The organism is Halalkalicoccus sp. CG83, from assembly GCF_037081715.1.
GTDB lineage: Archaea > Halobacteriota > Halobacteria > Halobacteriales > Halalkalicoccaceae > Halalkalicoccus > Halalkalicoccus ordinarius.
On record NZ_JAZDDH010000001.1, the window covers coordinates 1312506 to 1338246 of the forward strand.

General features: G+C 66.9%; 26 protein-coding genes. 14 read left to right on the top strand and 12 right to left on the bottom strand.

Annotation, left to right across the window (positions count from 1 at the left end; all coding sequences use genetic code 11):
• Positions 1-54: 54 nt before the first annotated feature.
• A complete protein-coding gene (locus V0Z78_RS06775) occupies positions 55-1335 on the top strand; it encodes a hypothetical protein (protein ID WP_336343872.1) in 1281 nt (426 codons plus the stop codon).
• A 203-nt stretch (positions 1336-1538) separates the two neighbouring features.
• On the opposite strand, the gene V0Z78_RS06780 is transcribed toward V0Z78_RS06775, so the two are convergent.
• Positions 1539-1730 (bottom strand): hypothetical protein, encoded by a 192-nt coding sequence (locus V0Z78_RS06780; protein WP_336343873.1) that lies wholly within the window; start codon positions 1728-1730, stop codon positions 1539-1541.
• A gap of 350 nt (positions 1731-2080) precedes the next feature.
• On the opposite strand from V0Z78_RS06780, the gene V0Z78_RS06785 reads away from it, so the two are divergent.
• A complete protein-coding gene (locus V0Z78_RS06785; protein ID WP_336343874.1) occupies positions 2081-3214 on the top strand; it encodes an MFS transporter in 1134 nt (377 codons plus the stop codon).
• Between the two features lie 145 nt (positions 3215-3359).
• Here the strand turns inward: V0Z78_RS06785 and V0Z78_RS06790 are convergent, their stop codons facing one another.
• Positions 3360-4541: a metal-dependent hydrolase family protein gene (locus V0Z78_RS06790; protein WP_336343875.1), complete on the bottom strand. Its 1182-nt coding sequence runs from the start codon at positions 4539-4541 to the stop codon at positions 3360-3362.
• Positions 4542-5059: 518 nt separating this feature from the next.
• Between V0Z78_RS06790 and fba the strand changes: the two genes are divergently transcribed.
• Genes fba through V0Z78_RS06805 form a run of 3 tightly spaced genes read left to right on the top strand, consistent with a single transcriptional unit; the run spans position 5060 to position 8602 of the window.
• The gene (fba, locus tag V0Z78_RS06795; protein ID WP_336343876.1) at positions 5060-6067 is read left to right on the top strand and encodes a class II fructose-bisphosphate aldolase; all 1008 of its coding nucleotides are present in this window, start codon (positions 5060-5062) and stop codon (positions 6065-6067) included.
• Positions 6060-7577 (top strand): FGGY-family carbohydrate kinase, encoded by a 1518-nt coding sequence (locus V0Z78_RS06800; RefSeq protein WP_336343877.1) that lies wholly within the window; start codon positions 6060-6062, stop codon positions 7575-7577. The genes fba and V0Z78_RS06800 overlap by 8 nt, the downstream gene beginning before the upstream one ends.
• On the top strand, positions 7574-8602 hold the full coding sequence (locus V0Z78_RS06805; RefSeq protein WP_336343878.1) for a 2-hydroxyacid dehydrogenase: 1029 nt from the start codon (positions 7574-7576) through the stop codon (positions 8600-8602). The genes V0Z78_RS06800 and V0Z78_RS06805 overlap by 4 nt, the downstream gene beginning before the upstream one ends.
• Before the next feature lie 156 nt (positions 8603-8758).
• Here the strand turns inward: V0Z78_RS06805 and V0Z78_RS06810 are convergent, their stop codons facing one another.
• Complete coding sequence (locus V0Z78_RS06810; RefSeq protein ID WP_336343879.1) at positions 8759-9238, bottom strand: GNAT family N-acetyltransferase; 480 nt, start codon at positions 9236-9238, stop codon at positions 8759-8761.
• Positions 9239-9394: 156 nt separating this feature from the next.
• Between V0Z78_RS06810 and V0Z78_RS06815 the strand changes: the two genes are divergently transcribed.
• Complete coding sequence (locus tag V0Z78_RS06815; RefSeq protein WP_336345165.1) at positions 9395-10105, top strand: helix-turn-helix domain-containing protein; 711 nt, start codon at positions 9395-9397, stop codon at positions 10103-10105.
• Positions 10106-10113: 8 nt separating this feature from the next.
• Here the strand turns inward: V0Z78_RS06815 and V0Z78_RS06820 are convergent, their stop codons facing one another.
• From V0Z78_RS06820 to V0Z78_RS06840, 5 genes are all read right to left on the bottom strand, one after another.
• Positions 10114-10983, bottom strand: a complete 870-nt coding sequence (locus V0Z78_RS06820) for an AAC(3) family N-acetyltransferase (protein WP_336343880.1) — start codon at positions 10981-10983, stop codon at positions 10114-10116.
• Positions 10984-11084: 101 nt separating this feature from the next.
• Positions 11085-12434 (bottom strand): hydroxymethylglutaryl-CoA synthase, encoded by a 1350-nt coding sequence (gene hmgB, locus V0Z78_RS06825; protein ID WP_336343881.1) that lies wholly within the window; start codon positions 12432-12434, stop codon positions 11085-11087.
• 193 nt (positions 12435-12627) lie between these two features.
• Positions 12628-13206, bottom strand: coding sequence for a DUF2150 family protein (locus V0Z78_RS06830; protein WP_336343882.1), 579 nt, complete (start codon positions 13204-13206; stop codon positions 12628-12630).
• A gap of 36 nt (positions 13207-13242) precedes the next feature.
• Positions 13243-14076 (bottom strand): TatD family hydrolase, encoded by an 834-nt coding sequence (locus tag V0Z78_RS06835; protein ID WP_336343883.1) that lies wholly within the window; start codon positions 14074-14076, stop codon positions 13243-13245.
• Between the two features lie 49 nt (positions 14077-14125).
• Positions 14126-14599, bottom strand: a complete 474-nt coding sequence (locus V0Z78_RS06840; RefSeq protein WP_336343884.1) for an NYN domain-containing protein — start codon at positions 14597-14599, stop codon at positions 14126-14128.
• A 110-nt stretch (positions 14600-14709) separates the two neighbouring features.
• Between V0Z78_RS06840 and gcvT the strand changes: the two genes are divergently transcribed.
• The 6 genes from gcvT to thiC all read left to right on the top strand — a co-directional run bounded on the left by gcvT (position 14710) and on the right by thiC (position 21151).
• A complete protein-coding gene (gene gcvT / locus V0Z78_RS06845) occupies positions 14710-15831 on the top strand; it encodes a glycine cleavage system aminomethyltransferase GcvT (protein WP_336343885.1) in 1122 nt (373 codons plus the stop codon).
• A 1-nt stretch (position 15832) separates the two neighbouring features.
• Positions 15833-16207, top strand: coding sequence for a glycine cleavage system protein GcvH (gene gcvH / locus V0Z78_RS06850; RefSeq protein ID WP_336343886.1), 375 nt, complete (start codon positions 15833-15835; stop codon positions 16205-16207).
• A gap of 79 nt (positions 16208-16286) precedes the next feature.
• On the top strand, positions 16287-17627 hold the full coding sequence (gcvPA, locus tag V0Z78_RS06855) for an aminomethyl-transferring glycine dehydrogenase subunit GcvPA (protein ID WP_336343887.1): 1341 nt from the start codon (positions 16287-16289) through the stop codon (positions 17625-17627).
• Positions 17624-19048 carry an aminomethyl-transferring glycine dehydrogenase subunit GcvPB gene (gcvPB, locus tag V0Z78_RS06860; protein WP_336343888.1) on the top strand — a complete coding sequence of 475 codons (1425 nt, stop codon included), beginning with the start codon at positions 17624-17626 and terminating at the stop codon, positions 19046-19048. Before gcvPA ends, gcvPB begins: the two co-directional genes overlap by 4 nt.
• A 67-nt stretch (positions 19049-19115) precedes the next feature.
• On the top strand, positions 19116-19544 hold the full coding sequence (gene nikR, locus V0Z78_RS06865) for a nickel-responsive transcriptional regulator NikR (RefSeq protein ID WP_336343889.1): 429 nt from the start codon (positions 19116-19118) through the stop codon (positions 19542-19544).
• 161 nt (positions 19545-19705) lie between these two features.
• Complete coding sequence (gene thiC, locus V0Z78_RS06870) at positions 19706-21151, top strand: phosphomethylpyrimidine synthase ThiC (RefSeq protein WP_336343890.1); 1446 nt, start codon at positions 19706-19708, stop codon at positions 21149-21151.
• A gap of 69 nt (positions 21152-21220) precedes the next feature.
• Here the strand turns inward: thiC and V0Z78_RS06875 are convergent, their stop codons facing one another.
• Positions 21221-22141: a thiamine-phosphate synthase family protein gene (locus V0Z78_RS06875; protein ID WP_336343891.1), complete on the bottom strand. Its 921-nt coding sequence runs from the start codon at positions 22139-22141 to the stop codon at positions 21221-21223.
• 553 nt (positions 22142-22694) lie between these two features.
• A complete protein-coding gene (locus V0Z78_RS06880; protein WP_336343892.1) occupies positions 22695-22859 on the bottom strand; it encodes a DUF7838 family putative zinc beta-ribbon protein in 165 nt (54 codons plus the stop codon).
• Between the two features lie 342 nt (positions 22860-23201).
• On the opposite strand from V0Z78_RS06880, the gene V0Z78_RS06885 reads away from it, so the two are divergent.
• Together V0Z78_RS06885 and V0Z78_RS06890 are read left to right on the top strand one after the other, a co-directional pair.
• Positions 23202-23471 carry a HalOD1 output domain-containing protein gene (locus V0Z78_RS06885; RefSeq protein WP_336343893.1) on the top strand — a complete coding sequence of 90 codons (270 nt, stop codon included), beginning with the start codon at positions 23202-23204 and terminating at the stop codon, positions 23469-23471.
• A gap of 325 nt (positions 23472-23796) precedes the next feature.
• On the top strand, positions 23797-24027 hold the full coding sequence (locus V0Z78_RS06890) for a hypothetical protein (protein WP_336343894.1): 231 nt from the start codon (positions 23797-23799) through the stop codon (positions 24025-24027).
• A 91-nt stretch (positions 24028-24118) separates the two neighbouring features.
• Here V0Z78_RS06890 and V0Z78_RS06895 read toward each other — a convergent pair whose 3' ends face one another.
• Both V0Z78_RS06895 and V0Z78_RS06900 read right to left on the bottom strand, forming a co-directional pair.
• Positions 24119-24400 carry a hypothetical protein gene (locus V0Z78_RS06895; protein ID WP_336343895.1) on the bottom strand — a complete coding sequence of 94 codons (282 nt, stop codon included), beginning with the start codon at positions 24398-24400 and terminating at the stop codon, positions 24119-24121.
• 103 nt (positions 24401-24503) lie between these two features.
• Positions 24504-25718: an MFS transporter gene (locus V0Z78_RS06900; RefSeq protein WP_336343896.1), complete on the bottom strand. Its 1215-nt coding sequence runs from the start codon at positions 25716-25718 to the stop codon at positions 24504-24506.
• Positions 25719-25741: the final 23 nt, after the last annotated feature.

Below are 25741 nucleotides of genomic sequence, written 5' to 3' on the forward strand. Positions count from 1 at the left end.
CCGGTCGGAACGCTTGCAAAACGTCTTTACATCCGTTCACACTACCGGGAACCAATGGTTACGTTCCTGCCGGTGGCGGTCGCCGTCGTCGTCGTACTGGTCGCGGTGGAGAAGCTCTCGTATCTCGCGCTCGACCGATACGCGAGGGGACTCGGGGGCATCCCGACGGTCGTTCTGGAGGAGTTTCCGGAGATCGATCGGACCCTCCTGGAGAAGTTCAGCAGCTTCGACGCCGAACTCGGGTGGGTTCCCCAGCCGAACATGCAGAAACAGAAGGACACGGGCGATCACCTCCCCGGCGAGGACATGGGCGACACGACGGTGACGTACTCGACCGACGAGCACGGAAGCCGGGTCTGTCCCGCCCGCGAGCGCGATCCCGGTGAGGACTCGCTGGTCTCGACCTACGGCGACTCCTACTGCTTCTGCCGGGAGGTCAGCGACCACCAGACCTACCAGAACTACCTCGCCCAGAAGCTCGACACGCACGTCGCGAACTACGGCGGCGGGAACTACGGCATGGATCAGGCGCTCCTCCGGATGAAGCGTCAGTATCCCGAGGACTCCTCGGACTACGTCGTGATGTACGTCACGGCGTCCTCGATCGCGCGCATCCTCAGCGTCTGGAAACACTACCAGGAGTTCGGGAACGTTCTGGCGGTGAAGCCGCGATACGAGCTGCGAGACGGCGAACTGGAGCTGATCGAGTGTCCGCTCGACGAGAAGGAGGAGTTCCTCGACCTCGAGCAGCACGCCTCGTTCCTCCGCGAGCACGACTACCACTACGAACACTGGTTCGAGCCCCACCTCGCGACGTTCCCCTACGCGCCGACGTTCCTCGGCGAGCCCGATCAGGTGCGCTACTCGCTCTACGCGGCGCTCAAGGAGGTCGAGGAGGAGTACGAGATCTCGATCCCGGGCTACGACCTCGACGCGCTGCAGACGCAGACCGCCCTCCGGCTGGAGCGACCGCGGGTCAGATACCACGAACGCCTGTTCGACGAACAGGAGGAGCTGTTCACCGCGATCATCGAGGAGTTCGTCGATTTCGCCGAGGAACACGAGTTCACGCCCGTCTTCGCGATGGTCCAGCAGCTCCGCTACGCGACCTACGAGGAGGAACACGGCCCCATCTACGGCGACCTGATGGATCGGCTTGACGAGGAGTACGCCGATCTGATCACGATCGACATGGCGAAGCACCTCGAGGCCGACGACGGCGACGTCAAGTCGCTGTACGTCGAGCGCGGCGAGGGCGGCCACTACAGCCCCGAGACGAACGAGCAGGTCGCGGAGGTGCTGATGGAGGAGGTCTTCGACCGGGAGGACGCCTGAGGCCGGGAATGAACTCCCGATCGCCGACCGCGGTCACCTCTCTCTTCTGGTCCGTCGGCTCCTCGATCTCGAACACCCCTCCCTGGAGATCGTTCGTGGGTTCCGACTCCGGGAACAGGCTCGGATACCAGGCCTCGTCTCCGATCGACTCCTCGACCGCCTCCCACGTCTCGTCGGTCACCTGCCGTATCCGACCGCGGCGATCACGCCCCGCCGGACGTGCTTCGACGCACCTGGTAGGCGGTGAGGCTCGTCCGTTCGGCGGTCCCGACGAACTCCTCCGTTCGGCTCCGCTCGCCGACCCGCAGGAGGACGAAGTAGCACCGGCCGTCCCCGTCGTAGCCGAACGATATCGGAACGCCGTAGGCCTCCGCGTCGCTCGCGAGCGACAGCACGCCGATGTCCCGCGCTGGAAGGAACGTCTAGATCTCGGCGTCGTCCATCCCGACCCCCCCGATCTCGTCGAACACGTCTTCGGTCATCGGTCTCCTTCGGGTTCGTGATGAACACGCCCGGCCGACGGTGTAGCCGTCCTGTAGGGCCGCTACACCGTCTCCATTCGCTCTCGTTCGCTCCTCGCCTCGTGACGGAGCCCGAGCGTAGTCCCGACCTGTCGCCCATCGAAACGACAAGACTGAACAGGGCGACCGAGAACGCACGGATAGGGTGACGTTCACCGTTCGTGCGCTACATCTCGACCTCGAGACGGGCGATCGCTGACCTCCGCAGCGGCGGACGCGGGAGGATGCTCCTAGCCATCGCCTTCGGCTGGTTTCTGTCGATCAGCGTCCGGATGATCTATCCGGCGTTGTTACCGCATCTCCGCGGCGGGTACGACCTCACGCTCACGACCGCCGGCCTCCTGTTGACGGTCCTCTGGATCGCGTACGCGTGCGGGCAGCTCCCCGGCGGTATCCTCGCGGACTGGGCCGGGGAGCGTCCGCTGTTGATCGCGAGTTCCCTCCTCGCGGCGACGATGCTCGCGCTCGTCGTCCTCGCGGAGTCGGTGATCGTCCTGTTCTCGGCGACGGCCCTGTTCGGCGTGGGAACCGCGCTGTACGGCGTCTCGCGGTTCACGATCCTGGACGAGATCTATCCCGACCAGCTCGGCACGGCGACGGGCGTGACGATGGCGGCCGGCGACCTCGGGAACGCGGTGATGCCGCCCGTCGCCGGGTTCGTCGCGGCCGCGGTAGCCTGGCAGTACGGCTTCGGGTTCGCCGTTCCGCTCTTCGTGCTCGCAGCGGTCGGCCTCTGGACGACGCTGCCGAGGCGGGAGACGGCGATGACGCCGTTGCGCGAGACCCTCGCGCTCGGCGACGTCGTCCCGACGCTGTCTCGACCGGTCGTGCTGCGCGGAACCGTGCTGCTCGTGCTGTGGAGCGTGATCATGCAGGCGTTCATCGGGTTCTACCCGACGTATCTGATCGACGTAAAGGAGCTCTCGGTACGGGTCGCGACCGTGCTGTTCGGCCTCTTCTTCGCGCTCGGCATCCTGATGAAGCCGATCGCGGGCCGGGCCTACGACGGCGTCGGCGTCCGGGTCCCGCTGTTGACGATCATGGCCACGGCCAGCCTGGCGCTCGTCGCACTCCCGTTCGTCGGCGGACTGTGGCCGTTCGTCCCCCTGACCGTGCTCGCGAGCAGCCTCCTGGGGTTCGAGACGATCGTGATCTCCGATCTCACTCGACGACTTCCGGACGACACGGAGGGAACGAACCTGGGTGCTCTCCGGACGGTCTACATCGGACTCGGCGCGTTGAGTCCGGTCCTCTTCGGAGCGATCGCCGACCGGGGCTACTTCGACGAGGCGTTCCTCGGGGTCGCCGTACTCGCCGGCGTGGTCGTCCTCGTCGTGTTCGTCTCGATCGATTACTGAGCCGACGACGCGTGGCTCGACCACGCCGTCGGTGGATACGTTCGTCCGGGAGATCTGACGTCCGATCGTACCGAACTCGCTTCCCGCGTTCGGAACGCGTTCGAACCCGAGCACTCCCACGAGCCGGGGGCTGGGCGGCGGCCGGTCAGTCCTGTGGGTCCGGCAGCGTCCCCGAGACGATCTCGCCACCCTTGAGGACGGCCGTCGGCTCGCGCAACAGCGAGACGTCCTCGAGCGGGTTCCCCTCGATCACGAGCAGGTCGGCGTAGTTGCCGGCTTCGAGCGTGCCCGCGTCCTCGAGTCCGATCGTCTCGGCGGCCGTGCCCGTCATCGCGACGACCGCGTCGACCGGGTCCATCGCGTGTTCGACCATGAACGAGATCTCGGTGCTGTTGGTGCCGTGGTAGTTGAAGGGGGTACCCGCGTCGGTGCCGCCGGCGATCCGCACGCCGGCGTCGACCGCGCGCTTGAACGCCTCGATGTGGCGGTCGTGGACGCTGTCGGTCTTCCTGATGCTCTCCTCGGTCGCCCGATCGGTGTTGCGCGCGATCCGGTACGGCGCCGAGAGCGTCGGAACGAGCGTCACGTCGTGGGCGATCAGCATGTCGATCGCCTCCTCGTCCATGAACGTGCCGTGTTCGACGGTGTCGACGCCGGCCTCGACGGCGGCCTTCACCCCCGGGGCGCCGTGGGCGTGGGTCGCGACGTGCACCCCGCGGCGGTGGGCCTCGTCGATCAACGCTTCCATCTCCTCGTAGGTGAACGCGAGCGTTCGGGGGTCCGTCCCGGGGGTCGTGACCCCGCCGGTCGCCATGAACTTGATGAACTCCGCGCCCTTCTTGATCTGCTCGCGGACCGCACGCCTGCACTCGACGGGGCCGTCGACCTCGCGTCCGAGGTGGTGGCCGTGACCGCCGGTGATGGTGATCGACCGGCAGTTCGCGACCATCCGTGGACCGGGGACGTCGCCGCGCTCGATCGCACGTTTTAGCCGGACGTCGAGGTCGCGAGCCCCCATCGCCCGCACGCTCGTGACGCCGGCCTCGAGCGTCGTTCGCGCGTTGGCCGCCTCGGTGAACGCCAGATCGGCGTCGCTCGTCCCGACCACGTCCTCGATGGTCGCTTGTCCCGACAGCGAGAAGTGGACGTGGGCGTCGACCAGACCGGGGAGGACCGTATGACCCGGGAGCGACATCGACGGCTCCTCGCCCTGTGGTTCGACGTCTCCGACCGCCTCGATCCGCCCAGACTCGGGGTCGAAGCGGATCGCTCCCTTCGTCGCTAGCTCCTCGCGCCCGTCGAACAGGCGCGCGTCCCGCAGAATCATTACTGGGGTTTATCCGTCGGGGTGCTTGAATGGCACGAACTCGGTCGGGTCACGTCCACCCCTCTCGGGGCCCGAGCCGGCCGCCTCGTCCCCACGCCGTGCACGGAACCCGATACTCACCCGGGTCTCGATAGCACCGGGAACGGCGCCGTTCTACCGGTCTCGCCGATGAGGTTCCGCCGGTACGCGACCATCTACGTGTCGAGCGGGCTCGACCAGACGAGCACGGACGGGCTCTCGACCCCGAGGCGAGCACCACCGCCGCGGCCGCGACGATCAGCAGTCGGCCGACCACACGACGCCACCGTCGGGGGTAGACGTGATCGAGCCCCGTCACCGGAAGCGCTGGGTCGCCTCCGGAATGGGACGTCCGTGTTCTGGAGTGACGTATCGGGCCGTATGGAGAACCGTGGACGAAATCGCCGTAGAGAGACCGGGTTAGAGGCGGTCGAGGTCGTCGTAGCCCCGCGGTTGCGGAAGTAGCAAGTCTGATTTGCGTCGCACCTATCTGCTCACCTATGACACGCGATCCGGACGTCGACCTTCGGACGTGCTACGAGCGCGCGAGGGACGGGCGCTACGGCTTCTTCGCGAGCAACGTCACCCATTTCGACGTCCTCGTCGGCCTCCTGCAGGGGAGCGCGGACGCCGATTCGGACCTCGTCGTCCAGCTCGGCAAGGAGGAGGCGGCGTTCTTCGGCGGTGGCGACCCTGTAGTGGGCGTCCGGGTCTTCGGCGCGTGTCTCGATACGCTCGCCGAACGCTACGGGATCGAGGTGTTCTGCAACATCGATCACACCCACATCCCCGACGACTTCGAGTATCTGGAGGCGGCAGTCGACTCCGGCGTGCCCGATTCGGTGATGGTCGACGCCTCGGACGAGCCGTTCGAGCGAAACGTCGATCTGACGGCCGAGGCCGTCGATCGCGTCGGTGACGACGTCCTCGTCGAGGCGGAGCTCGGACGAATCGCCGGCGTCGAAGGCGATACGGAAACGCCGGACGACGAGGCGTTCTACACCGACCCCGAGGACGCAGTCGAGTTCGTCGAGCGGACGGGCTGTGACCTGCTTGCGGTGTCGATCGGGACCCAGCACGGCGTCGCGTCCGGCCGTGATCTCGACGTGCGTCCCGATCTCGCCGCCGAGATCAACGGGGCGCTACTCGATGCGGGACACGACACCCCACTCGTCGTCCACGGCGCCTCCGGGGTTCCCGACGAACGGATCGAGGCGCTGATCGACGCCGGCGTCTGCAAGTTCAACAAGAACACCCGCTACCAGTACGAGTTCGCGCGAACGGCCGCGGACTTCTACCACGAGCACGCGGACGCGATCCGGCCGCCCGAGGGGACCGCTGACGACCGGGCCGGCTTCTTCGCCGACAGCGACTGGGAGCCCGATAAGACGTACTTCCATCCACACGTCGTCTCGGAGACCGTTCGGGACCGCATCGCGACCGTGATGGGGGAGCTCTGTGAGCTGACTCGAAGCGCCGGCGAGACGATATCGGACGAGTATGAGTGAGCCGGCCCCGGTCCTCGTCGGGATCGACGCCGGACTCACCAACGTCACGGTCACCGCGTTCGACGACGTCGGCACCGAGCTCGCGAGCGCCTCGCGCCAGACGCCGACGGTCGAGACGGCCCCCGACCGCGAGGAGCAGGACCACGATCGGCTGTGGGAGACGGTCTGCGGGACCGTCGCCGACGTCGTCGAGGACGGGTCCGTCTCCGCCGAGGCCATCGCGGGCGTCGGCGTCGCCGGCCACGGTCACGGGCTCTACGGGCTCGATAGTGCAGGGGAGCCGGCTTGCGGCATCAAATCGACGGACAGCCGCGCTATCGACGCGATCGCCGAGCTCCGGCCCGACGCCCACGAGGAGGTCGTCGAACGCCTCGGCTGGGAGCCGTTCGGCGCCGACCCGCTGAGCCTTCTGGTCTGGCTTCGCGAGCACGAACCTGCCACCTACGAGCGCATCGAGACGGTGCTGTTCTCAAAGGACGTGCTCACCCACCGGCTCACCGGCGAGCTGTCGACGGATCCCACGGAAGCGAGCGTGTTCTACGGGCCCGAGCCCGAGTACGACCGGGAGCTGTTCGACGTCCTCGGCATCGAGCGGGCGTTCTCGGCGCTCCCGCCGGTCAGTTCGAGCACCGAAGCGTGCGGATCGGTGACGGCGACGGCCGCGGAACGAACCGGCCTGCCGGAGGGGGTACCCGTCGCTACGGGGTTCCACGACGTCGCCGCCTGCACGCTCGGTGCCGGCATCGTCCGGCCGGGCGATGGCCTGATCATCCTCGGGACCTGGGGCCAGAGCGTCGCCGTTCTCGACGCCCCAGGAGACGGGAACGAGGGTCTCCCTCGGCGGTATCTCGACGGGTGGCTGCGATATAAGGGGATCCGCTCGGGGGCGGCCTGCGTCGAGTGGTTCACCGAGACCTGCGGCGGCGACTGGCGCCGGCAAGCCGACGAACGCGACGTCTCGCCGTACGAGATCTACGAGGAGGCCGTCGCGGGCGTCGAGCCCGGCGCGAACGGACTGGTCTTCCACCCGTTTCTCAAGGGGTCGACCGACGACCCGAACAGCGCTGGCGGATTCTACGGGCTTCGCCTCGAGCACACCGGCGCGCACATGCTTCGAGCGATCTACGAGGGCGTCGCGATCACGCAGACGAGCGCGCTGGATTCGATCGCATCGGATCTCGAGACGATCCGGCTGACCGGCGGGGGCGCACGGAGCGAGACGTGGGCACAGATGTTCGCCGACATCGCCGCCCTGCCGGTCGCGATCCCGGACGAACGGGAGACCGGCGCGCTCGGCGCGGCGCTGTGTGGCGGGACGGCCGCCGGCGTCTACCCGGACGTCGAGACGGCGGTCGATCGTGCCGTCGGGACCGCCCGGCGCCACGAGCGCACTCCCGGAACCGAGGAGCGATATCGCACGGTCCGGACGGCGTTCTTCCAGGCGGTCGAGGGCATGAAGCGGCCGTGGGAAACGCTCAAGACGGTCGCTGAGGAACGCCGAACCGGATGAAAGCGCTACTCTGCGGGGATCCACAGCAGCCGAGCGAGTACATGTACGAGGCCCTCGGTGACCTTGAGGAGCACGGCGTGGCGTTCGACCGGATGGATTGGATGGACGACTCCTCGCCCGCGGAGTTCCGCAACGTGACGATGGACATGGAGTCGCTCGGACCGGGGAGCTACGATACGGACGCCATCGCGGCCAATCTCGATGGAGCCGACGTGCTCGTCGTCCACAAGGCCCCGGTCTCGCGCGAACTCATCGAGAGCGGCGACCTTTCGATCGTCGCCGCGGCTCGCGGGGGCACCGAGAACGTCGACGTCGAGGCGGCCACCGACAACGACGTGACCGTCCTGCATGCGCCGGGGCGCAACCGCGATGCCGTCGCCGACTACGCGGTCTCGATACTGCTCTCACGGCTGCGTGAGATCCCGTTCAACCACGCCGAGCTCTCGACCGGCGAGTGGAACCAGGTGTTCGACCCCGACCGGCTCCCGCCGGACGTCGGGACGACGACGATCGGGATCGTTGGATTCGGACACATCGGCCGTGGTGTCGCACGGCGGCTCGCCGGCTTCGACCCCCAGCTGCTCGTCTACGACCCGTTCGTCGACGACGAGGAGATCCGCGAGCTCGGATCCGAGCCAGCCGACCTCGACACGCTGCTTGCCGAATCAGACGCCGTGACACTTCACGTCCGGCTCTCGGACGATACCCGCGGGATGATCGGCAGCGAAGAGTTCGAGCGGATGAACCCCGAGGGGTATCTGGTCAACACCGCCCGCGGCGGGCTCGTGGACACCGACGCGCTCGTCGATGCCGTCTCGAGCGACTCGATCGCCGGTGCGGCCCTCGACGTGTTCGAAGAGGAGCCGATCCCCGAGGGTCACCCGATCCTCGATCTCGAGGGCGTCATTCTGACGCCGCACGTCGCCGGCTCGACGCGCGATGCGGTACTCGGCGGCCCCCGCATCATCGCTTCACAGCTCGAGGAGCATCTCCGCGGGGAGACGCCTTCGCACGTCGTGAACTGAGACCGGGCCGAAGGCGATCCATCACCGTTTCTCGGGCGTCGGCTTTTCGCAGAGCGAGCGTCCAAAGAGCGTCAGCCGTCCTATCGATCCAGAGCGACTCGATGGCCGAAGGGACTCGCTCGGGGTGACAGTTCTATATCGTCACAACACGTTTATTCACAGTTCGCGGGCGACCATCTCGCCCCAGGGCTCGAAGCCGTGTCGCTCGTAGAACGCCGCCGCGCGGGCGTTCTCGGGGTCGACGTCGAGGACGATCCGCTCTAAGGGCGGCTCCTGCTCGCGCGCGAGCGCGAGTGCGGCCTCGATCAGTTCGTCCGCGACGCCGCTTCCACGGTGGTCCGGCTCGACGTAGAGCTCGTTCAACACCGCCGCGTCCCAGATCATCGCCAATCGCTCGGGCAGGACGAAGACGTAGCCGGCGAGTCCCTCGCTGGCGGCGACGATCACGCTCCGGGGCTCGCGCGCGAGACACCACCGCACCCAGTCGAGGTACCGCTCGGCGTACGACTCGGTGAGCTTCACGTCGTACGCCGCGCGCTTCTCCTCGCTCTTCGAGCCGAGACCGCGTTCGAACGCGCATTTGAGTCGCCAGAGCTCCGCCTCGTCTCCGTCAGGATCGTACGGCCTGTACTCCATGCGGGGTGTACGATCGCCCGGTCGTTAGGGTTTCGTCCCCCGTTCGGGCGAACACGGACGGCCGCCTCCGTCATCGACGTCCGTCGAACCCGGCGTTCGATACGCTTTTGGCCCGAACGGATCGATGGAGGGTATGAGCTGGCCGGGGTCGATACTCTGAGCGACCGACCGCCGCGGGCCGACCTCGCGGAGAAGATCGCCGGCGAGATCACGCTCAGCGAGGATCCTGGCGCGACGCTGCGCAAGTGGCGCACCGACTTCACCGTCTCCCAGACCGAACTCGCGGAGGAGCTCTCGGTCTCCTCGTCGGTGATCAGCGACTACGAGAGCGGTCGCCGCGAGAGTCCCGGAATCGCCGTCGTCCGGCGGATCGTCACCGCGCTGCTCGACATCGACGAGCAGCGCGGCGGCGACCGGATCCGCCAGTACGCCCGCGTGCTCTCGGCGGGCTTCGAGAGCGACATCGTCCACGACCTCCGCGAGTACCCCACCACGGTCCCCCTGAATCGGTTCTACGACGCCATCGACGCGACCGAACTCGTCCCCGGCGAGGTCGATCGGATCAGCGGCCACACCGTCATTGACAGCATCGAGGCGATCACCCGCCTCTCGAGCGAGGAGTTCTACCGGCTCTACGGCCGGAGCACGAACCGCGCGCTCGTCTTCACCGGCGTCACGCGCGGGGAGTCACCGTTGGTAGCCATGCGCGTGGTCAATCCCACGCCGAACGCGGTGGTTCTCCACGGACTGGACGAGGAGGAGCTCTGGGAGCACGCGACGGATCTCGCGCGGATCGACGGCTTCTCGCTCGCGATCTGCGGGACCGACATCGACGACGTCCTCGAACGCCTGCGTGAGTTCCCGTGATCGCGTGATCAGGTCACCAGGTAGTACGGGTCCGCGAGGATCTCCCGAGCCAGCGCATCGCGCAGTTCGCGGGCGCGGAAGGCGAACACCGTCAGCCCGTCGAGGTCGTAGCTGTCGAGGACGCCCCACTCCTCGAGGTCGTTCCGGATCTTCTCCCGGTTCCACGTGACCGGCATGGTGTACTCGTGCGAGCGATGGTGGACGGTCTCGTGGTCGTCCTCGTCGCGGTAGATCACGCCCTCGTACTCCGCGGTCTCTACGTAGGGGACGTCGAGACGGTTCTCGATGTAGTGGATCTGTGAGGAGCGGAGCCAGTCGGTGCCGACGTTCAGATAGAGGACGTTCTCGCGGTCGAGTCTGGCGAAACAGCCCTCCTCGGACCAGGTGTCGAACTGGTCGCAGTCGTCGAACCGGTAGGGGCCACGGACGAGGATCGAGTTCGTCGGGTCGTCGGTGCGGTAGTCACAGTCCTCGAGGAACAGCCGCGCGAAGGTGCCGAACTTCGGCTGGGAGTACTGCTTGTGATAGACGCCTCCGTCCACCGACCGGAACATCGGCGTAAAGCCCGGCACGAGGATCGACTCGAACCGGCGGTCCAGCCGATCCAGAAGGAACTCGTACGGATCACGCCCGAACGCCCGTTTGACGTCGCTCAGCCCGACGTGGACGAACGCGACGTCCTCGTCGGCGTACCGATCCAACACCCGGTCGAACTCGTGCTCGGAGACGCGACCGATCGTCCCGTCGAGGCGTTTTCGCCGCGCGACCATGACGGCGCGGTTGCGGAGCGTCCGGCCCCGCTGGTACCCCTTCCGTGCGGTCCGGGCTACCGTCTCGACCGCCGAATCCCTCCCCGGATCCAGTACGTAATGCCCCATTTGATACCCTGTCACAGTGTTAACTGACGATCAAGTCAACGTACTGCCGGCTGCTTCAAGCAGTTCTTATGGTTAACCAACAGGTCGCGCCGTAGGGTTGGCTATTCGACGAACCGGTACTTCCGCTCGCCCATCCGACCCCAGCCCTCGAAGACGAACTCCTCGTCGGGAACGGTGAGCTCCTCGATATCGCCGTCGAGCTCGATCGCGTGGTTGTGGACGTCGTGGACGCGCTCGTACTCCTCGTACGAGAGGTCGTACCGTCCCGCGAGTTGCTCGTCGAGGCTCGCCGCCATCCCCTCGATCTTCTCACGCCAGTCGTCCTGAACCGTCTCGGCGTGGATCTCGGCCTGCGCGCCGCTGCCGTACGAGCCGACCAGCAGGCGCTCGCCGGTCAGGTCGCGTCCCTCCTCGACGGCGGTTCTGAGCGCGCTCGCGCGCGCGAGGTGGACCGAGCCGGTGTACCAGTTGCCGACCTCCCGGGAGATGGTGAGCGTGGGCTCGACGATCCGGTCGTACCACTCCCGATAGGCATCGGTCTCCTTCAGACCGTCCATGTACTCCCGCAGGGCGTCCTCGTACTCCTCCTCGTCCTCGAACGCCTCCTCGCGGGGCTGGCGACCGATCTCCTCCGCGAGGTCGTCCTCGATCGACGTATCGCGGATCATGTGGCGATAGCCGAACAGCGCGGCCTTCCGCACCATCCCCGGGAACGGCGTGTGGAAGGGGATGTACGCGAAATCGTCGGAATGGGTCCGGTCCGCGACGCTCTCGAAGTCCTGGAGCGCCTCGCGCATGCGCGCGAGATAGACCTGTACCGATCGCTTGCCGTCGACCGCGGGGAACTGCTGGTTGGGCTTCAGGAAGTCGGTCTCGTCGGCGCTCCCGTAGCCCTGCTCGGTCGAGAGCGAGACCAGGTCGGGGTCCTCGGAGATGAGCATCGCGACGGCGCCCGCGCCCTGGGTCGCCTCGCCGGGATCGTCCCGGGCGTAGAGCGCGGTGTCGGTCGCGATCACGAGCGCCGACCGCCCTCGGTTACGTCCGGCCCTGATCCAGTTGTAGGCGTCGTCGATCGACTGGGTGCCCGCGACGCAGGCGAACTTCCGCTCGCCCTTGTTCGCGTGGCTGAACTTCCCCTCGTAGACCTGTTCGAGACAGCCCGCGATGTACGTGGAGACGGGCTTCGAGTTGTCGAAGGAGCTCTCGGTGGCGACGTCGATCCGACCGACGTCCTCGGGTTCGAGCCCCTCGCGCTCCATCAGCCGATGGGCGGCGTTCGCGCCCATCGTGACGATGTCCTCGTAGCTGTCGGGGAAGGAGCTCGCGTTGAGTCCGAGCCCCTTCGTGTACTTCCCGGGATCCTCGCCCTGTGCCGGCGCGAACGTTCCCGGCAGGTCGAGCCGGAGCTTTCCGGTCCTGATCTCAATGGCGTCGATGCCGACCTCGGTCATGCTCTACACCTGTACGGGGCGCTATATGGGTGTGTCGACCGGCGATACGACGATCGTCGAACCCGGGACGGCGGCGGCGATCGCTTTCGGCACGGTTCGCTCGAATCCGTCCGCGCGAACCCACGGCAGTCCGTCGGACGTCGAAAACAGGCGTCGGATCGCCACGCGAAGCGTCGCGAGCCCGGTCGTTTCGCTACTCGTCCTCCTCGACGACCTCCGGATCGCGCACCGCGCTCTGGAGGCTGTCGAGGCCGTTGACCCACTCCGCGACGAGGCCGTACTCGATCTCCTCGGCGACGCTCACGTCGAGGTCGTCGCCGTCGATGATCCGGGCGCCCGCCTGCGCGCAGTAGGAGAGGGCGGCGTCGAAGTCCTCCTCGGCCTCGGCGTCGGCCGCGGCGCGGACGTACTCGGGCAGGTCGGCCTCGTCGGGCGCGCCGCGCACGAGGTACTCCTCGGCGGCGGCGAAGACGCAGACCAGGCTGGTCTGGACGCCGTCGATGAGGAAGGCGGTCTCCTCGTCCTCGACCTCGACGTCCGCCAGGACGATGTCGCGGACGTCCGCGATCTCCTTGAGTGCCTCCTCCTGTTCGAGGTGGCCGTCCTCGGCGGCGTTGACGATCTTCGCGATCGCGATCGCGGTGTCGTCCTGCAGGTTCAACAGCAGTCGCGCCGAGTCCTCGTCCTCGGGGTCGATCTCCTCGTCCTTCAGCCGGTCGATCCAGTTCTGCCAGCGTTCCTCGGAGTAGTACGCTTCGGGCGGGGTGCTCATACCGGACGGTGTGTACCCGCCGCCAAAGCCCTTTCTCTAGCCGTCAAGGGTTTCGATCGTATCGATCCCGTAGACGCGCTCGGGCGTCTCGACGTGTGCCGTCCGGATCGCCGCCTCGTGGCCCTCCTCGCGGAGCCACCGGACCCGTCGGGGTACCGTCTTCGGGCCGAGCACCGCCCCCGGCCGATCGGGGTCGTCGATGAAGTCCGTCTCCATCAGGAACGGCTCGCCCGACTCGGCCGCCCGTTCGAGTTCCTCCTTCCGGCCGATCACGCTCGGGGTCGGTCCACGGAGCCTGCCGCCGGCGTAGTGTTTCACCACGCGGTGGGCGGGCAGACCGCGGTCCTCCGCCCGCTCGGCGATCCCGCTCAGGTCCTCGCTCGCCTCCGTGTGGAGCTGGACGACGCAGTCGTGCTCGGCGCCAAGCGCCAGGGCGTGATCGAGCACCGCGTTCGAGGCGTCCCATACCTCGTCGCTCACCTCGTAATGAGGTCGACCCGACTTCAACGCGAGCGCGCGCCCGTCGGCGACGTACTCGCCAGCGAGATCCAGCCCTGCACGCATGATCCCGCCCGCCTCCTCGGGCGCCCGGCCGTCCGCGACGAGCGGCGAAACGAGTCCCGGATGGACGCCGAGGACGGGCCACGCCCTGCCGTCGAGGACGTCGTTCGCCGCCGCGACCGCCCCGAGCGTGGTCTCGAAGACGTGCTCGAAGTCGGTCCCCGATTCGGGGAGCGGGCCGAGGTGCCAGGAGGGTTTGTTCACCACGAGCAGGTGGGTACCGCCGAGACGGGCGAACTCCTCTACGGCCTCGACGCCCCGGCCGTGATCGGGGTCGAGATGCATGTGGTTGTCGAGGATCGGCTCCATACCCCCGCTTCTCGCCCGCGACCCAAAGCCTCCGCGTTCCCTCGCCGGTTCACTCGCCGAGGGTGATCGCGTCCTGGGCGGCGTTCCGGAGCGCGTCCGATCGGCCGTAGCTGCCGGGCGCGACCGCGAGCGTCCGGACCCCCCGTCTGGCGGCCTTCTCGAGGACGGGCTTGAAGTCGGTGTCGCGCGAGACGACCGCGAGCACGTCGATCGCGTCGGTGTAGACGAGTTCCGTGGCGTCGATCGCGAGCTTCACGTCGACGTCGCCGCTGGTGACGACGACCTCGAACCCGCGCGCCTCGGCGGCCTGGATCAGCCCGGGCGTGGCGTGCTCGTCGAGGTAGAGCCGCGTCGTTACGAGCGTCCCCTCCTCGAGGCCCGCCGCCCGTACGTCGTCGAGGTCGACGTCGAACTCCTCGCGAAGCACGTTCGGCCCGTCCACGAGCAGCCCGACCCGCTCGACCCGGCTCCGACCGGATCGCGGGTCGAGCCGGCGCAGAGCGGCCCGTACACGCTCGATCATGTCTACGCCACCGAGGGGCCGGGTAAAAGCCGTATCGGACTCCGACGGACGTCGGCCGGGGTGAAACGGGCGAGGGGAAACCCTTAGACCCCCGCGATCGACGTGCGAGTATGTCGCTTCGGACACCGCCGCTCTCCGACGTTCACGAGGACCGCGGCGCGAAGACAACCGAGTTCGGCGGGTGGGAGATGCCCGTCGAGTTCGACTCCATCCGCGAGGAGCACGAGGCCGTCCGCGAGGAGGTAGGGATCTTCGACGTCTCGCACATGGGCGAGATCGAGGTCTCCGGCCCGGACGCCGCGGCGCTGCTCCAGGGGCTCACCACCAACGACGTCGAGTCGCTTTCGGTCGGCCGCGCACAGTACTCGATGATCACCGACGAGGAGGGGACGATCCTCGACGACACCGTGATCTACCGGCTCGACGACGAGGAGTTCCTCTTCATCCCGAACGCGGGCCACGACCAGGAGATGTACGACCGGTGGGAGGACCACCGCGGGGAGTGGGACCTCGACTGTGACGTCGAGAACCGGACGGAGGGATGGGCGATGTTCGCCGTCCAGGGACCCGATGCGGAGGACCTCGTGGCGGAGGCGGCCGGCGAGGAGGCGCGCGAGGTCGGTCGGTTCGCGCTCTCCCGAATGGCGGTCGCCGGCGCGGACTGTCTGCTCGCGCGGACGGGCTACACCGGCGAGGACGGCTTCGAGGTGCTCGCGCCGTCGGACGACGCCGTGGCGGTCTGGAGGGAGTTCGACTGCCAGCCCTGCGGGCTCGGTGCGCGCGATACGCTCCGCATCGAGGCCGGGTTCCTGCTCTCGGGACAGGACTTCCACCCCGAAGAGAACCCCCGCAACCCCTACGAGGCGCGCGTCGGCTTCGCGGTCGACCTCGACACCGAGTTCGTCGGGCGCGACGCGCTCGCGCGGGTGAACGACGAGGGTCCCGAGGAGCTGTTCGTGGGCCTTCGTCTCCTCGAACGGGGCGTCCCCCGTCACGGCTACGAGATTCTCGCTCCGGCGGCTACCGCCGCCTCCGATCGTGCCGGCGGGCACGTCGACGACCAGCCGATCGGCGAGGTCACCAGCGGGACGATGAGCCCGACGCTCGGCGAGCCGATCGGGCTGGGTTACGTCCCCGCCGAGTACGCGGAGGCGGGCACGGAGGTCGCGGTGCGGATCCGCGGCGACGCGAAAAGGGCAAGAATTGAGACCCCCGGATTCCTGGAGGACTAACGTGAGCTTCGACGTACCCGACGGTCTGTACTACCTGGAATCGCACGAGTGGATCGACCCCGAGAGCGGGCGGGTGGGGATCACCGACTTCGCCCAGGACGAGCTCGGCGACGTGGTGTTCGTCGAGCTCCCCGCCGAGGGCGACGAGCTCGAACGGGAGGGGGAGCTCGGCGTCATCGAGTCGATCAAGGCGGTCTCCGACCTCTACTCACCGGTCGGTGGCACCGTCACCGGCGTGAACGAGACGCTGTTCGACCGGCCCGAACTGGTCAACGACGACCCGTTCGGCGAGGGCTGGATGCTCGAACTCGAGTTCGACGAGGACGACCTCGACGACCTGCTCGACGCCGAGGCGTACCGCGAGCAGATCGGGTGACGACCACGGCGCTCATATACCCCCGGTCGCAACCTTCGGCCATGCATCGGCGGATCAACATCCCCCTCCTTCCGACTCCATGAGTTCACGAAACGAAGACCGCGGTAGCCCGTTCGCGCCGCACACGACCGACGAGACGGCCGCGATGCTTGAGGCGATCGGTGCCGAGACCGTCGAGGCGCTGTTCGATATTCCCGATCCGGTGCGATTCGACGGCGAGTTCGACATCGATCCCCGAGGCGAACGCGAGATTCGAACGGAGCTTCGCCACCTGCTCGGCCGGAACGACGACCTGGTCGAGTTCCTCGGGCGCGGTCACTACGATCACTACGTGCCGTCGCTGGTCGACCACCTCGCCGATCGCTCCGAGTTCCTCACCAGCTACACGCAGTACCAGCCCGAGATCACCCAGGGCTTCCTCCAGGTGCTCTTCGAGTACCAGTCGATGCTCGTCGAGCTCACGGGGTTGGAGATCGCGAACTGCTCGATGTACGACGCCGCGACCGCGCTCGGCGAGGCAGCGACGCTCGCCGCCCGGGTGCGCGAGACCGACGGCCACCGCGTGCTCGTCCCCGACCTGCTGCGCGAGGAACGGCGTTCCGTCCTCGAGAACTACGTCGCGGGCGCCGGCCTCACCGTCGAGAGCTACCCCTCCGACGACGCGAACGCCGACCTCGACGCGCTCGACGAGACGATCGACGAGGACTGCGTGATGGTCTACGCCGAGAGCCCCACGGTTCGAGGGACGATCGAGGAGCGACTCGGCGAGATCGGCGAGTCCGCGGACGAGAACGACGCGCTGTTCGTCCTCGGCTCCGATCCGGTGGCGTTGTCGGTGCTCGAGGCTCCCGGGGAGATCGGTGCCGACGTCGTGATCGGCGATGCGGCCACGCTGGGGCTGGGAGCGAGCTACGGGATGGGGCTCGGCCTCTTCGCCACCCGCGAGGAGTTCGTCCGTCAGGTCCCCGGCCGGCTGGTCGGCGCGAGCACCGACGCTCACGGGAAACGCGCCTACACGCTGACGCTCCAGACGCGCGAACAGCACATCCGTCGCGAACGCGCGACCTCGAACATCTGTACGAACCAGGCGTGGGTCGCGCTGCGGACGGCGATCCACGCCGCCACGCTCGGCCCGTCCGGACTCGTGGACCTCGCGCGCGACTGCCTCGAGTGGCCCGCCGACCTCGCCGACCGTCTCGACGCGATCGACGGCGTGCGGGCGCCGGTCCACGACCGTCACCACTTCCGGGAGTTCGTCGCCCGTACCGACCAGCCCGCACCCGCCGTCGTCGGGGACCTCGAGTCGAAGGGCTTTGCGGTCCACGCGGTCGACGACCATCTCGTCCAGCTCTGCGTGACCGAGACCAACGCCGATCGGGTCGATGCGCTCGTCACCGCGTTCAGGGAGGCAGCGCGATGACGTTCCACTACGACCAGGCGCGCTGGACCGACGACGAGAGCGAGGGCTACGAGCCGCTGCTCTCGGAGAAGGACGAAACGACCGTCGGAACGGACGACGTTCCGTTGCCCGACGACCTGAAGCGCGACTCGCTCTCGCTACCAGAACTCAGCGAACCCGAACTCGCGCGCCACTACACGCGGCTCTCGCAGATGAACTACGGCGTCGAGTCGGGACCCTATCCGCTCGGTAGCTGTACGATGAAGTACAACCCCAAGTTCACCGAGGACGTCGCCGCCCACCCCGCCGCGACGGTCCACCCCGACCGCTCGGCGGGAAGCGTCCAGGGCACCCTCGAGCTCTACCACCGGCTCGAGGAACAGCTCGCGCGGATCGGCGGGATGGACGCCGTGACGCTCCAGCCGCCCGCCGGCGCGGCAGGCGAGTTCGTTGGCATCCTCGTCGCGAAGGCGTACCACGAGGCGAACGGCGACGACCGAAGCGAGGTCGTGATCCCCGATGCCGCCCACGGGACGAACTTCGCGAGCGCCGCGATGGGCGGCTACGACGTAGTCGAACTGCCCTCGGCCGACGACGGCCGGGTCGACCTCGACGCGCTCGAGGCCGCCCTCTCCGAGGAGACCGCCGCGCTGATGCTCACCAACCCCAATACTCTGGGATTATTCGAGCGCGACATCGAGGAGATCGCGGGGATGGTCCACGACGTCGGCGGACTGCTCTACTACGACGGCGCGAACCTCAACGCCCTTCTGGGGAGAGCGCGCCCCGGCGACATGGGCTTCGACCTCATGCACTACAACGTCCACAAGACGTTCGCGACGCCCCACGGCGGCGGCGGCCCCGGCGCCGGCCCCGTCGGCGTGGCCGAGCGACTCGTCGAGTTCCTGCCGAGCCCGCGCGTACGCGAGGCGGAATCCGGATACGAGCTGTTCGAGCCCGAGCGGTCGGTGGGGAAGGTCCACGGCTTCTACGGCAACTGGCTCGTGTTGATCAAGGCCTACGCCTACATCGCCCGGCTGGGCGACGAGGGGCTCGCCGACGCGAGCGCGAAGGCCGTCCTCAACGCGAACTACCTCGCGAGCCAGATCGACTACGAGGTGCCCTATGGACCGTTCCACCACGAGTTCGTCGCTAGCGCGGACGATCAGGACGCCGCGGACGTCGCGAAACGGATGCTCGATCACGGCGTCCACCCGCCGACGACGAAGTGGCCGGAGCTCGTGAGTGAGGCGCTGATGACCGAGCCGACCGAGGTCGAGAACCGTCGGTCGCTCGACCAGCTCGCCGCGGCGTTCAACGCGGTCGCCGACGAGGAGAGCGAGGCGCTGTCCTCGGCCCCCGAGCGGACGAGCGCCCGTCGGATCGATCAGACCGAGGCGGCGAGGGACCTGCGGCTCTCGTGGCACGCGCTCGACGGTTGATAACTCGGACGGCGCTCTTCCACGGATCTTAGTAACCCTTACCAGGTCTTCGCCCATCGATTATTACATGACAGTCGTCAGCGTCTCGATGCCGGAGGAACTGCTCGAGCGGATCGATGAGTTCTCGGAGGACCACGGCTACACCGGCCGCAGCGAGGTGATCCGGGAGGCCTCGCGCAACCTGCTCGGGGAGTTCCAGGACCGCGAACTCGAGGGTCACGACCTGATGGGCGTGATCACGGTACTGTTCAACTACGAGACCACGAGCGTCGAGGAACGGATGATGCGGCTTCGCCACGAACACGAGTCGCTCGTCACCTCGAACTTCCACAGCCACGTCGGCGACACCTACTGCATGGAGCTGTTCATCCTCGAGGGATCGCTCGAGGAGATCTCCTCGTTCGTGGGCAAGGTCCGTGCGACCAGCGACATCCTCACCGTCGACTACTCCGTGATCCCCGTCGACGACTTCATGGCGGCGCTGTCCCGATCGTAGATCGCCCATCCTCCTTTCCCACGGACTGACCCGATCGATCACTCCTGTCGACCGCTCGTCTCGCGTCACCGGTTTCTGACCACGATCCAGGTTCGGCCGAGCTTGCCCTCGATCCGCCGTCTCCGCCGGTTTTATAACCCAGTGATATAACCGTGTTATCGATGGCACGAACCCAGCTGCAGCGGGCGCGAGCGGGCGAAGTGACGCCTGCGATGGAGCGGATCGCCGACCGCGAAAACCGAGTGCCGGCGTTCGTCCGCCGACAGATCGCCGAGGGCCAAGCGGTCGTCCCGAACAACCACCACCACGACGCGCTCGATCCGATGGTGATCGGCCGGGAGTTCGCGACGAAGGTGAACGCCAACATCGGCAACAGCGACGCTGCCAGTGACGTCCAGGAGGAACTCGAGAAGCTCCACGCGGCCGTCCACTACGGCGCCGATACGGTCATGGATCTCTCGACGGGACGGAAGCTCGATACGATCCGGGAGGCGAACGTCACCCACTCCCCGGTCCCGATCGGGACCGTACCGATCTACGAGGCGGTCACACGGGTCGAGAACCCCGAGGAGATCACCCGTGAACTCCTGCTCGAAATCATCGAAAAGCAGGCCCGACAGGGCGTCGATTACATGACCATTCATGCAGGAGTTCTGATGGAACACCTGCCGCTGACGGATGGTCGGAAAACCGGAATCGTCTCTCGAGGCGGCTCGATCCTCGCACAGTGGATCGAGGAGAACGGCATGCAGAACCCACTATACACCGGGTTCGAGGAGATCTGTGAGATCTTCGCCGAGTACGACGTGACGTTCTCGCTGGGCGACGGCCTTCGTCCGGGCTGTCTGGCCGACGCGGGTGATGAAGCACAGTTCGCCGAACTCGAGACGCTCGGCGAGCTCACCCGAGCCGCATGGGACCGGGGCGTCCAGGTAATGGTCGAGGGACCCGGCCACGTCCCCATGGACGAGGTGGCCGCCAACGTCGAACGACAGCAACAGGTCTGTGACGGCGCTCCCTTCTACGTCCTCGGACCGCTCGTCACCGACGTCGCCCCCGGCTATGATCACATCACCAGCGCGATCGGTGCCGCCGAAGCCGGGCGGGCCGGCGCGGCCATGCTCTGTTACGTCACGCCGAAGGAACATCTCGGCCTCCCCGACCGGGAGGACGTCCGGGACGGCCTCGCGGCCTACCGAATCGCGGCTCATGCGGCCGATGTCGCCAACGGCCTTCCCGGCGCCCGCGATTGGGACGACGCGCTCTCGGAGGCGCGCTACGAGTTCGACTGGCGCCGGCAGTTCGATCTCGCGCTCGACCCTGAACGCGCCCGCGAGTTTCACGATCAGACGCTGCCGGGAGACAACTACAAGGAGGCCCGGTTCTGCTCGATGTGTGGCGTCGAGTTCTGCTCGATGCGGATCGATCAGGACGCACGTGACGCCGACGGCGAGATGGAGGCGATCGACCACGAGACGGATCTCGAGGCGTCCGACGCGGCGAGCGTGAACCTCCCGCCGGTCGGAACCCACGATATGGACGATCTCCCTGACGAGATCGAGATAAACGGGATCACCTTCACGCCGGAGTCCTCGGCGGACGACTGACGCTTCCGCCTCTTTGTGGAGCGGACGCGATACCACGCTTTTCGGAGGGAGACGCGCTGTCGATGGATGTCAATCAGCTTCCCCGGTAATGATCCGGATCGCGGTCTCGACTGCCTCGCCGGCGCTTCGATCGAGAACGTACGTGATCGGTTCGATCCCGAACGCCCCCTCGTGGTAGACGACCCGCGGGACGCCCTCGCCCTCCTCGAACAGCATCCGGAGACGGCGGTCGCGGTCCCCGTAGTCGGCGTCGAACGCGGCGGTGTCGATCCCCCACTCTCGGGCGCTCTCGATCAGCGCTTCGGAAGTCACGAGGTTGATCGCCCCTCGTATCGCGGGCTCGGCCGTCCGTGCCGCCAGCAACGTCTCCGCTACGTGCTCCGAGGCGCCGAACTCCGGATCGGAGGGCACGTAGATCTGTCCACGCATGGCATGGATCCGGCCGGGAATCGCGGCGACGTCCGTCGGGTTCTTTGCGTTCGGCAGCGCCATCCCGATGTTGGTTCCGACGTTCGGAACGTGTTCGACGGATGGTGCGTTCTCGAACCGGCGTACCGCCTGTCTGACGTTCGTGAGAACGTCGCGCTCCGCCTCGACCGACGGGTTTCTCCCCCGAACGCACAGGTCACAACCCAACCCCTCGAGCGCCGGCATCTCCTCCTCGTGAACCGCACAGATCGGTCCACGGTCCTCGAACGTTCGGATCAGATCCAGGAGCTCGGCGAGCGCCTCGTACTCGTCCATCGTGTTGGTGGCGAAGCCGTCCGCGATCGTCGCGATCGTCTCCTGCATCCGGGGATGCTCCGTAAACCGATCCTCGCCCGTTCGTTTCTCGGCGAGGTACTTGCTCACCGCTGCCTGGGAAACGCCGAGTCGGGTCGCGATCTCCCGTTGGGCGAACTCCCGTTCGTGGAGCTCGCGTGCCAACATCGATCGAGCCGTCGGGAGGAACCGGTCGACGACGATCTCGCTCGGGAGCTGTAGGCTCATTCCGATCCCTCTGGATGGCCGTATTGCATGTACTGTCCTTCACGGTCGGCGGGATTTATTCTTCCCGACGGGTGTGGCCCGTCAGAGAGCAGCTGTGGAGCCGCCGTACCACGCTTCGATTCGATTTGGTATCGTTGAGGGAGGTTTATCGTCCCGACCAGGACACTGCTGCTCGTCAGCCTTAGTACGATCAGCCGGACGCAGCTTCGGGTCGAAGACGCTTCTACGGCGCTGGTTCCTCCCCGTGCCCGTGTAAGTCGCTGATACTCGCGACGGTAGCCGAACGCTTCTGAGACGGCTTGCCCGTCCGGTGTGCAGTGAGTTTCCGTACGGCACGGATCCGTTCTTCACCTGGAGATGCCTTCCGGTGTAGGGAATTCGGAACCTTCGGACGGCTAAACCACGCCACGAACGCGGCTCACACGGCCACGGCCTCTACGAACCAGTTACGCGTTTTCGGGACCGGACGTACCCGGCGTGATCCGAAGCGGTCGGGTGACGGCCGTTCCATCCCAGGGAGCCGTTGGTTCCTCCCGTTCAGGGACGGGAGTGATCAAGCTTGGCTGGAGTCGATCCCGTCGATCTGCACGAACCCGTAGCTACACTCCGGACAGCGCCACTTGACCTTCTCACCGAGGTGGATGTTCGTGCTCGCTGCCCGGTAGAACGTTCGTTCGGTTCCACAGTCCGGGCAGTCGTGGTCGAGCTCTTGGGCCATGGCTTCCTCTCGTCGACGCGCCTGTTTAACGGTAGTGATCCGATCGATCCTCGTAAATCACATGCGACGATATCGAGTTCGGACGCGTGGACTCGCGTCTCACTTGAAGGCGGTGTGGGGATGGGAAGGTAACCGGTCGTCGGAGCGGCCCGGGATGGGCCTACCCCACGTCTGTCGTCTAATCCGGGGTCCAGCGTTGTCGCTGGGACCCATATCGGGAGTTACCGAGTTCGCGGAGATCGAGCGCAAGCGGGACCTCTCGATTCATCCCTACCTGCTTTTTCCAGTAAGTATGGTAGACCAAGGTAGAGTTATTTACATCGGACGATATATAGGCCAACAATGATCAAAATAGAGGTAGGTAATCTCTTAAAAAATCCCTCGACTCCCAGTGAAGCGATCGTACTGGAGGTCGCGAGTCGAACCGGCATGGATCCGTTCGATCTCCCGCCGCTGTACCAGTACGTCGATCCGGAGGCGTTGGATCGACTGGTTCTGGGACCCGGTTCGTGCCGCGCGACGTTTGAGTACGCTGGGTACGGAGTGACAGTCCACGAGACGAATCAGATAGACCTCCGCGAACTCGGAAGCGATCGTGCGGAGGACGACTGACGACGATCGTCTCGCGATCCCACTCGCCTCGTCACACGTCCCTTTCCGGTCGGTTCCCCCTACGAGACACGCCGCTCCCGTCGGGGGTTCGTACTTCCCTCTGCCGGCGACTCGACCGTCGCCGTACCGGGACGCCGACCCAAGTCGATGTGGGGGCGACCGACGAGCCATCCTCGAACCTAGCTCGCAGCGACGAGGCCTCGAACGTTCGTGCGCGGCGAGCGAACCCGGCGGTCGCTCGACCTTCAATACGTAGCGTGGGCCGCTCGACCGGCTATACATCGAGACGGAACCCCTTTGGACTCCTACTGGATATACGGGGTGTATGCAGCCCACTGGTCCATCCGCCGAACCGACGAAGCGTCTCGTCTGTCGGGACTGTAACTGGACGACGAAGAGAACTGACGGCGAGAGCCGGGAGAGCGCGGACCGAGCGGCCATCGGGCACTACACCGCGACCGGTCACTCGATCGAGTCCTCGGACGCGTTTCAACGGTCCGGTTCCGACGCGACGAACGCGACGTCGTCCGCCTTGCAGGGTCGAAGCGACGACTGAATCGACCGCCACGGTACTCGTTCGACGTCGAACCGCCGATAGCGTCACTCCCTCTCGATCGGTGCTCGATCGAGTCCGTGCCGGACCGGGACTATCGCGGTTCGGCGGGGAGTTCGTGGCGGTAGTACGTTCGATCGCCCGCCCGCACGACGATCCGTTGGCCCTCCGGCTCGTATCCGACGGACGGCGTCTCGTCCGCCGGCAGTCGCAGTTTACAGACGTGTTTGTAGGGGGTCCGGGTCTCGTGGTCGTCGTCGTTGCCGATGGCGGTCACGTCGACGTGATCGTTCGTTCGGAGATCCCTGACCGTCGCCCGATATCCTCCGGTTTCCTCCCGTTTCGATATCTCGACGACCGCTTCCCTCTCGTCCATGAACGATCATGGTTAACCGAACTAATAAACGTATCCTGATACTTTGTGGCACGCTGGGAAGGAACGAGCTCCGGTCGGATTCGGGCCCCCTCGCTCGACTCGGCTACCCGCCGATCGAGGTTCGGGGGCTGACGCTGCCGGTCTGGACGTAGACGCCGTAGAGGAGGACGAATCCCGCCAGAAGCGGGACGATAGCGCAGGCAGCGTAGATGGACGCGAAGCCGAGCGTCTCGACCAGCGGGAGCGAGATCATCGGGCCCAGTCCGCCGCCGACGTCGCCGAGGACGTTGTTCGTCCCCATCGCCCGGCCCATCCGCTCGTCGGGGGTGAGGTCCGCGAGCAGTGCGATCAGCGGGCCGCTGGTGCCACCCTGTCCGGTGCCGATGAGGACGCACGCGGCGACGAGAACGACGACCGAGTCGGCCGTCGCCAACAGAACGAAGCCGGCGAACGAGACGGTGAGAAACGCGATCAGGATGGGCACCCGCATGCCGAGTCGATCGCTGAGCACGCCCCCGCCGAACATGAATCCCGCGGCGGCGATCACGGTGATCGCCATCAGTACGCCCGAGGACGCCTGGGGTCCGTAGCCGAGTACGGCCAGTTCGTTGGTCGCGAGAAAGAGCACGAGCGTCGAGAAGAGCGCGCCCAGGTAGGCGAAGTAGAGCCCGAAGTTGACCGCCCCGACGGTCAGCGCGGGGACGCTGGTCTCGATCTCCCAGGGTTTGACCGACGCGTTCGAGTCGCTCACGTGGGTCTCGGGGATCGTCGCGTACGCGAGTACGCTCGCGAACAGCGCGAACGCCGCCGCGAGCGCGAACGCCGCGGGGATCGAGAACAGCTCGCTGACGACCCCGCCGAGGACGAGCCCCGCGGGGAAGCCGAGCGTCATCCCGCCGCGGACCACGCCCATGTTCGCCCCCCGCGAATCGCCGGTGCTCACGTCGGCGGCGATGGTGTAGGCTGTCGCGAACACGAGTGCGCTTCCGACGCCCCAGAGGACTCGCGCGAGCAGGAACCACGCCTCGGGTAGCGCGGATTGCATCGCGAGGATGTAACCGAGGGTGGCAACGCCCTCGACGAAGAGCCCGGCGACGAACGGCGTTCGCGTGCCGATTCGGTCGACCAGCGATCCGGCGGGAGCGTTGGCGACGACACGCACGAACCGATTTGTGCTCAAGATGACGCCGACGAGAAACGGCGAGATACCGAGTACGGCCCCCAGGTTCGGCAGGATGGGAAAGACGACGCCGCCGCCGAAGCCGACGAAGAACGTGCTCAGGATGACTGCGAGGACGACCGCTCGCTCGTGTCTCACGCCGACGACGGCCTCCGCTCGAG

What these genes read in the sequence shown, in the direction of transcription:
- V0Z78_RS06775 (WP_336343872.1), top strand. Translation starts at nt 55, where the DNA reads ATGGTTACGTTCCTGCCGGTGGCGGTCGCCGTCGTCGTCGTACTGGTC.
- V0Z78_RS06785 (WP_336343874.1), top strand. Translation starts at nt 2,081, where the DNA reads ATGCTCCTAGCCATCGCCTTCGGCTGGTTTCTGTCGATCAGCGTCCGG.
- V0Z78_RS06790 (WP_336343875.1), bottom strand. Translation starts at nt 4,541, where the DNA reads ATGATTCTGCGGGACGCGCGCCTGTTCGACGGGCGCGAGGAGCTAGCG.
- fba (WP_336343876.1), top strand. Translation starts at nt 5,060, where the DNA reads ATGACACGCGATCCGGACGTCGACCTTCGGACGTGCTACGAGCGCGCG.
- V0Z78_RS06800 (WP_336343877.1), top strand. Translation starts at nt 6,060, where the DNA reads ATGAGTGAGCCGGCCCCGGTCCTCGTCGGGATCGACGCCGGACTCACC.
- V0Z78_RS06805 (WP_336343878.1), top strand. Translation starts at nt 7,574, where the DNA reads ATGAAAGCGCTACTCTGCGGGGATCCACAGCAGCCGAGCGAGTACATG.
- V0Z78_RS06810 (WP_336343879.1), bottom strand. Translation starts at nt 9,238, where the DNA reads ATGGAGTACAGGCCGTACGATCCTGACGGAGACGAGGCGGAGCTCTGG.
- V0Z78_RS06820 (WP_336343880.1), bottom strand. Translation starts at nt 10,983, where the DNA reads ATGGGGCATTACGTACTGGATCCGGGGAGGGATTCGGCGGTCGAGACG.
- hmgB (WP_336343881.1), bottom strand. Translation starts at nt 12,434, where the DNA reads ATGACCGAGGTCGGCATCGACGCCATTGAGATCAGGACCGGAAAGCTC.
- V0Z78_RS06830 (WP_336343882.1), bottom strand. Translation starts at nt 13,206, where the DNA reads ATGAGCACCCCGCCCGAAGCGTACTACTCCGAGGAACGCTGGCAGAAC.
- V0Z78_RS06835 (WP_336343883.1), bottom strand. Translation starts at nt 14,076, where the DNA reads ATGGAGCCGATCCTCGACAACCACATGCATCTCGACCCCGATCACGGC.
- V0Z78_RS06840 (WP_336343884.1), bottom strand. Translation starts at nt 14,599, where the DNA reads ATGATCGAGCGTGTACGGGCCGCTCTGCGCCGGCTCGACCCGCGATCC.
- gcvT (WP_336343885.1), top strand. Translation starts at nt 14,710, where the DNA reads ATGTCGCTTCGGACACCGCCGCTCTCCGACGTTCACGAGGACCGCGGC.
- gcvPA (WP_336343887.1), top strand. Translation starts at nt 16,287, where the DNA reads ATGAGTTCACGAAACGAAGACCGCGGTAGCCCGTTCGCGCCGCACACG.
- gcvPB (WP_336343888.1), top strand. Translation starts at nt 17,624, where the DNA reads ATGACGTTCCACTACGACCAGGCGCGCTGGACCGACGACGAGAGCGAG.
- nikR (WP_336343889.1), top strand. Translation starts at nt 19,116, where the DNA reads ATGACAGTCGTCAGCGTCTCGATGCCGGAGGAACTGCTCGAGCGGATC.
- thiC (WP_336343890.1), top strand. Translation starts at nt 19,706, where the DNA reads ATGGCACGAACCCAGCTGCAGCGGGCGCGAGCGGGCGAAGTGACGCCT.
- V0Z78_RS06875 (WP_336343891.1), bottom strand. Translation starts at nt 22,141, where the DNA reads ATGAGCCTACAGCTCCCGAGCGAGATCGTCGTCGACCGGTTCCTCCCG.
- V0Z78_RS06880 (WP_336343892.1), bottom strand. Translation starts at nt 22,859, where the DNA reads ATGGCCCAAGAGCTCGACCACGACTGCCCGGACTGTGGAACCGAACGA.
- V0Z78_RS06885 (WP_336343893.1), top strand. Translation starts at nt 23,202, where the DNA reads ATGATCAAAATAGAGGTAGGTAATCTCTTAAAAAATCCCTCGACTCCC.
- V0Z78_RS06890 (WP_336343894.1), top strand. Translation starts at nt 23,797, where the DNA reads ATGCAGCCCACTGGTCCATCCGCCGAACCGACGAAGCGTCTCGTCTGT.
- V0Z78_RS06895 (WP_336343895.1), bottom strand. Translation starts at nt 24,400, where the DNA reads ATGGACGAGAGGGAAGCGGTCGTCGAGATATCGAAACGGGAGGAAACC.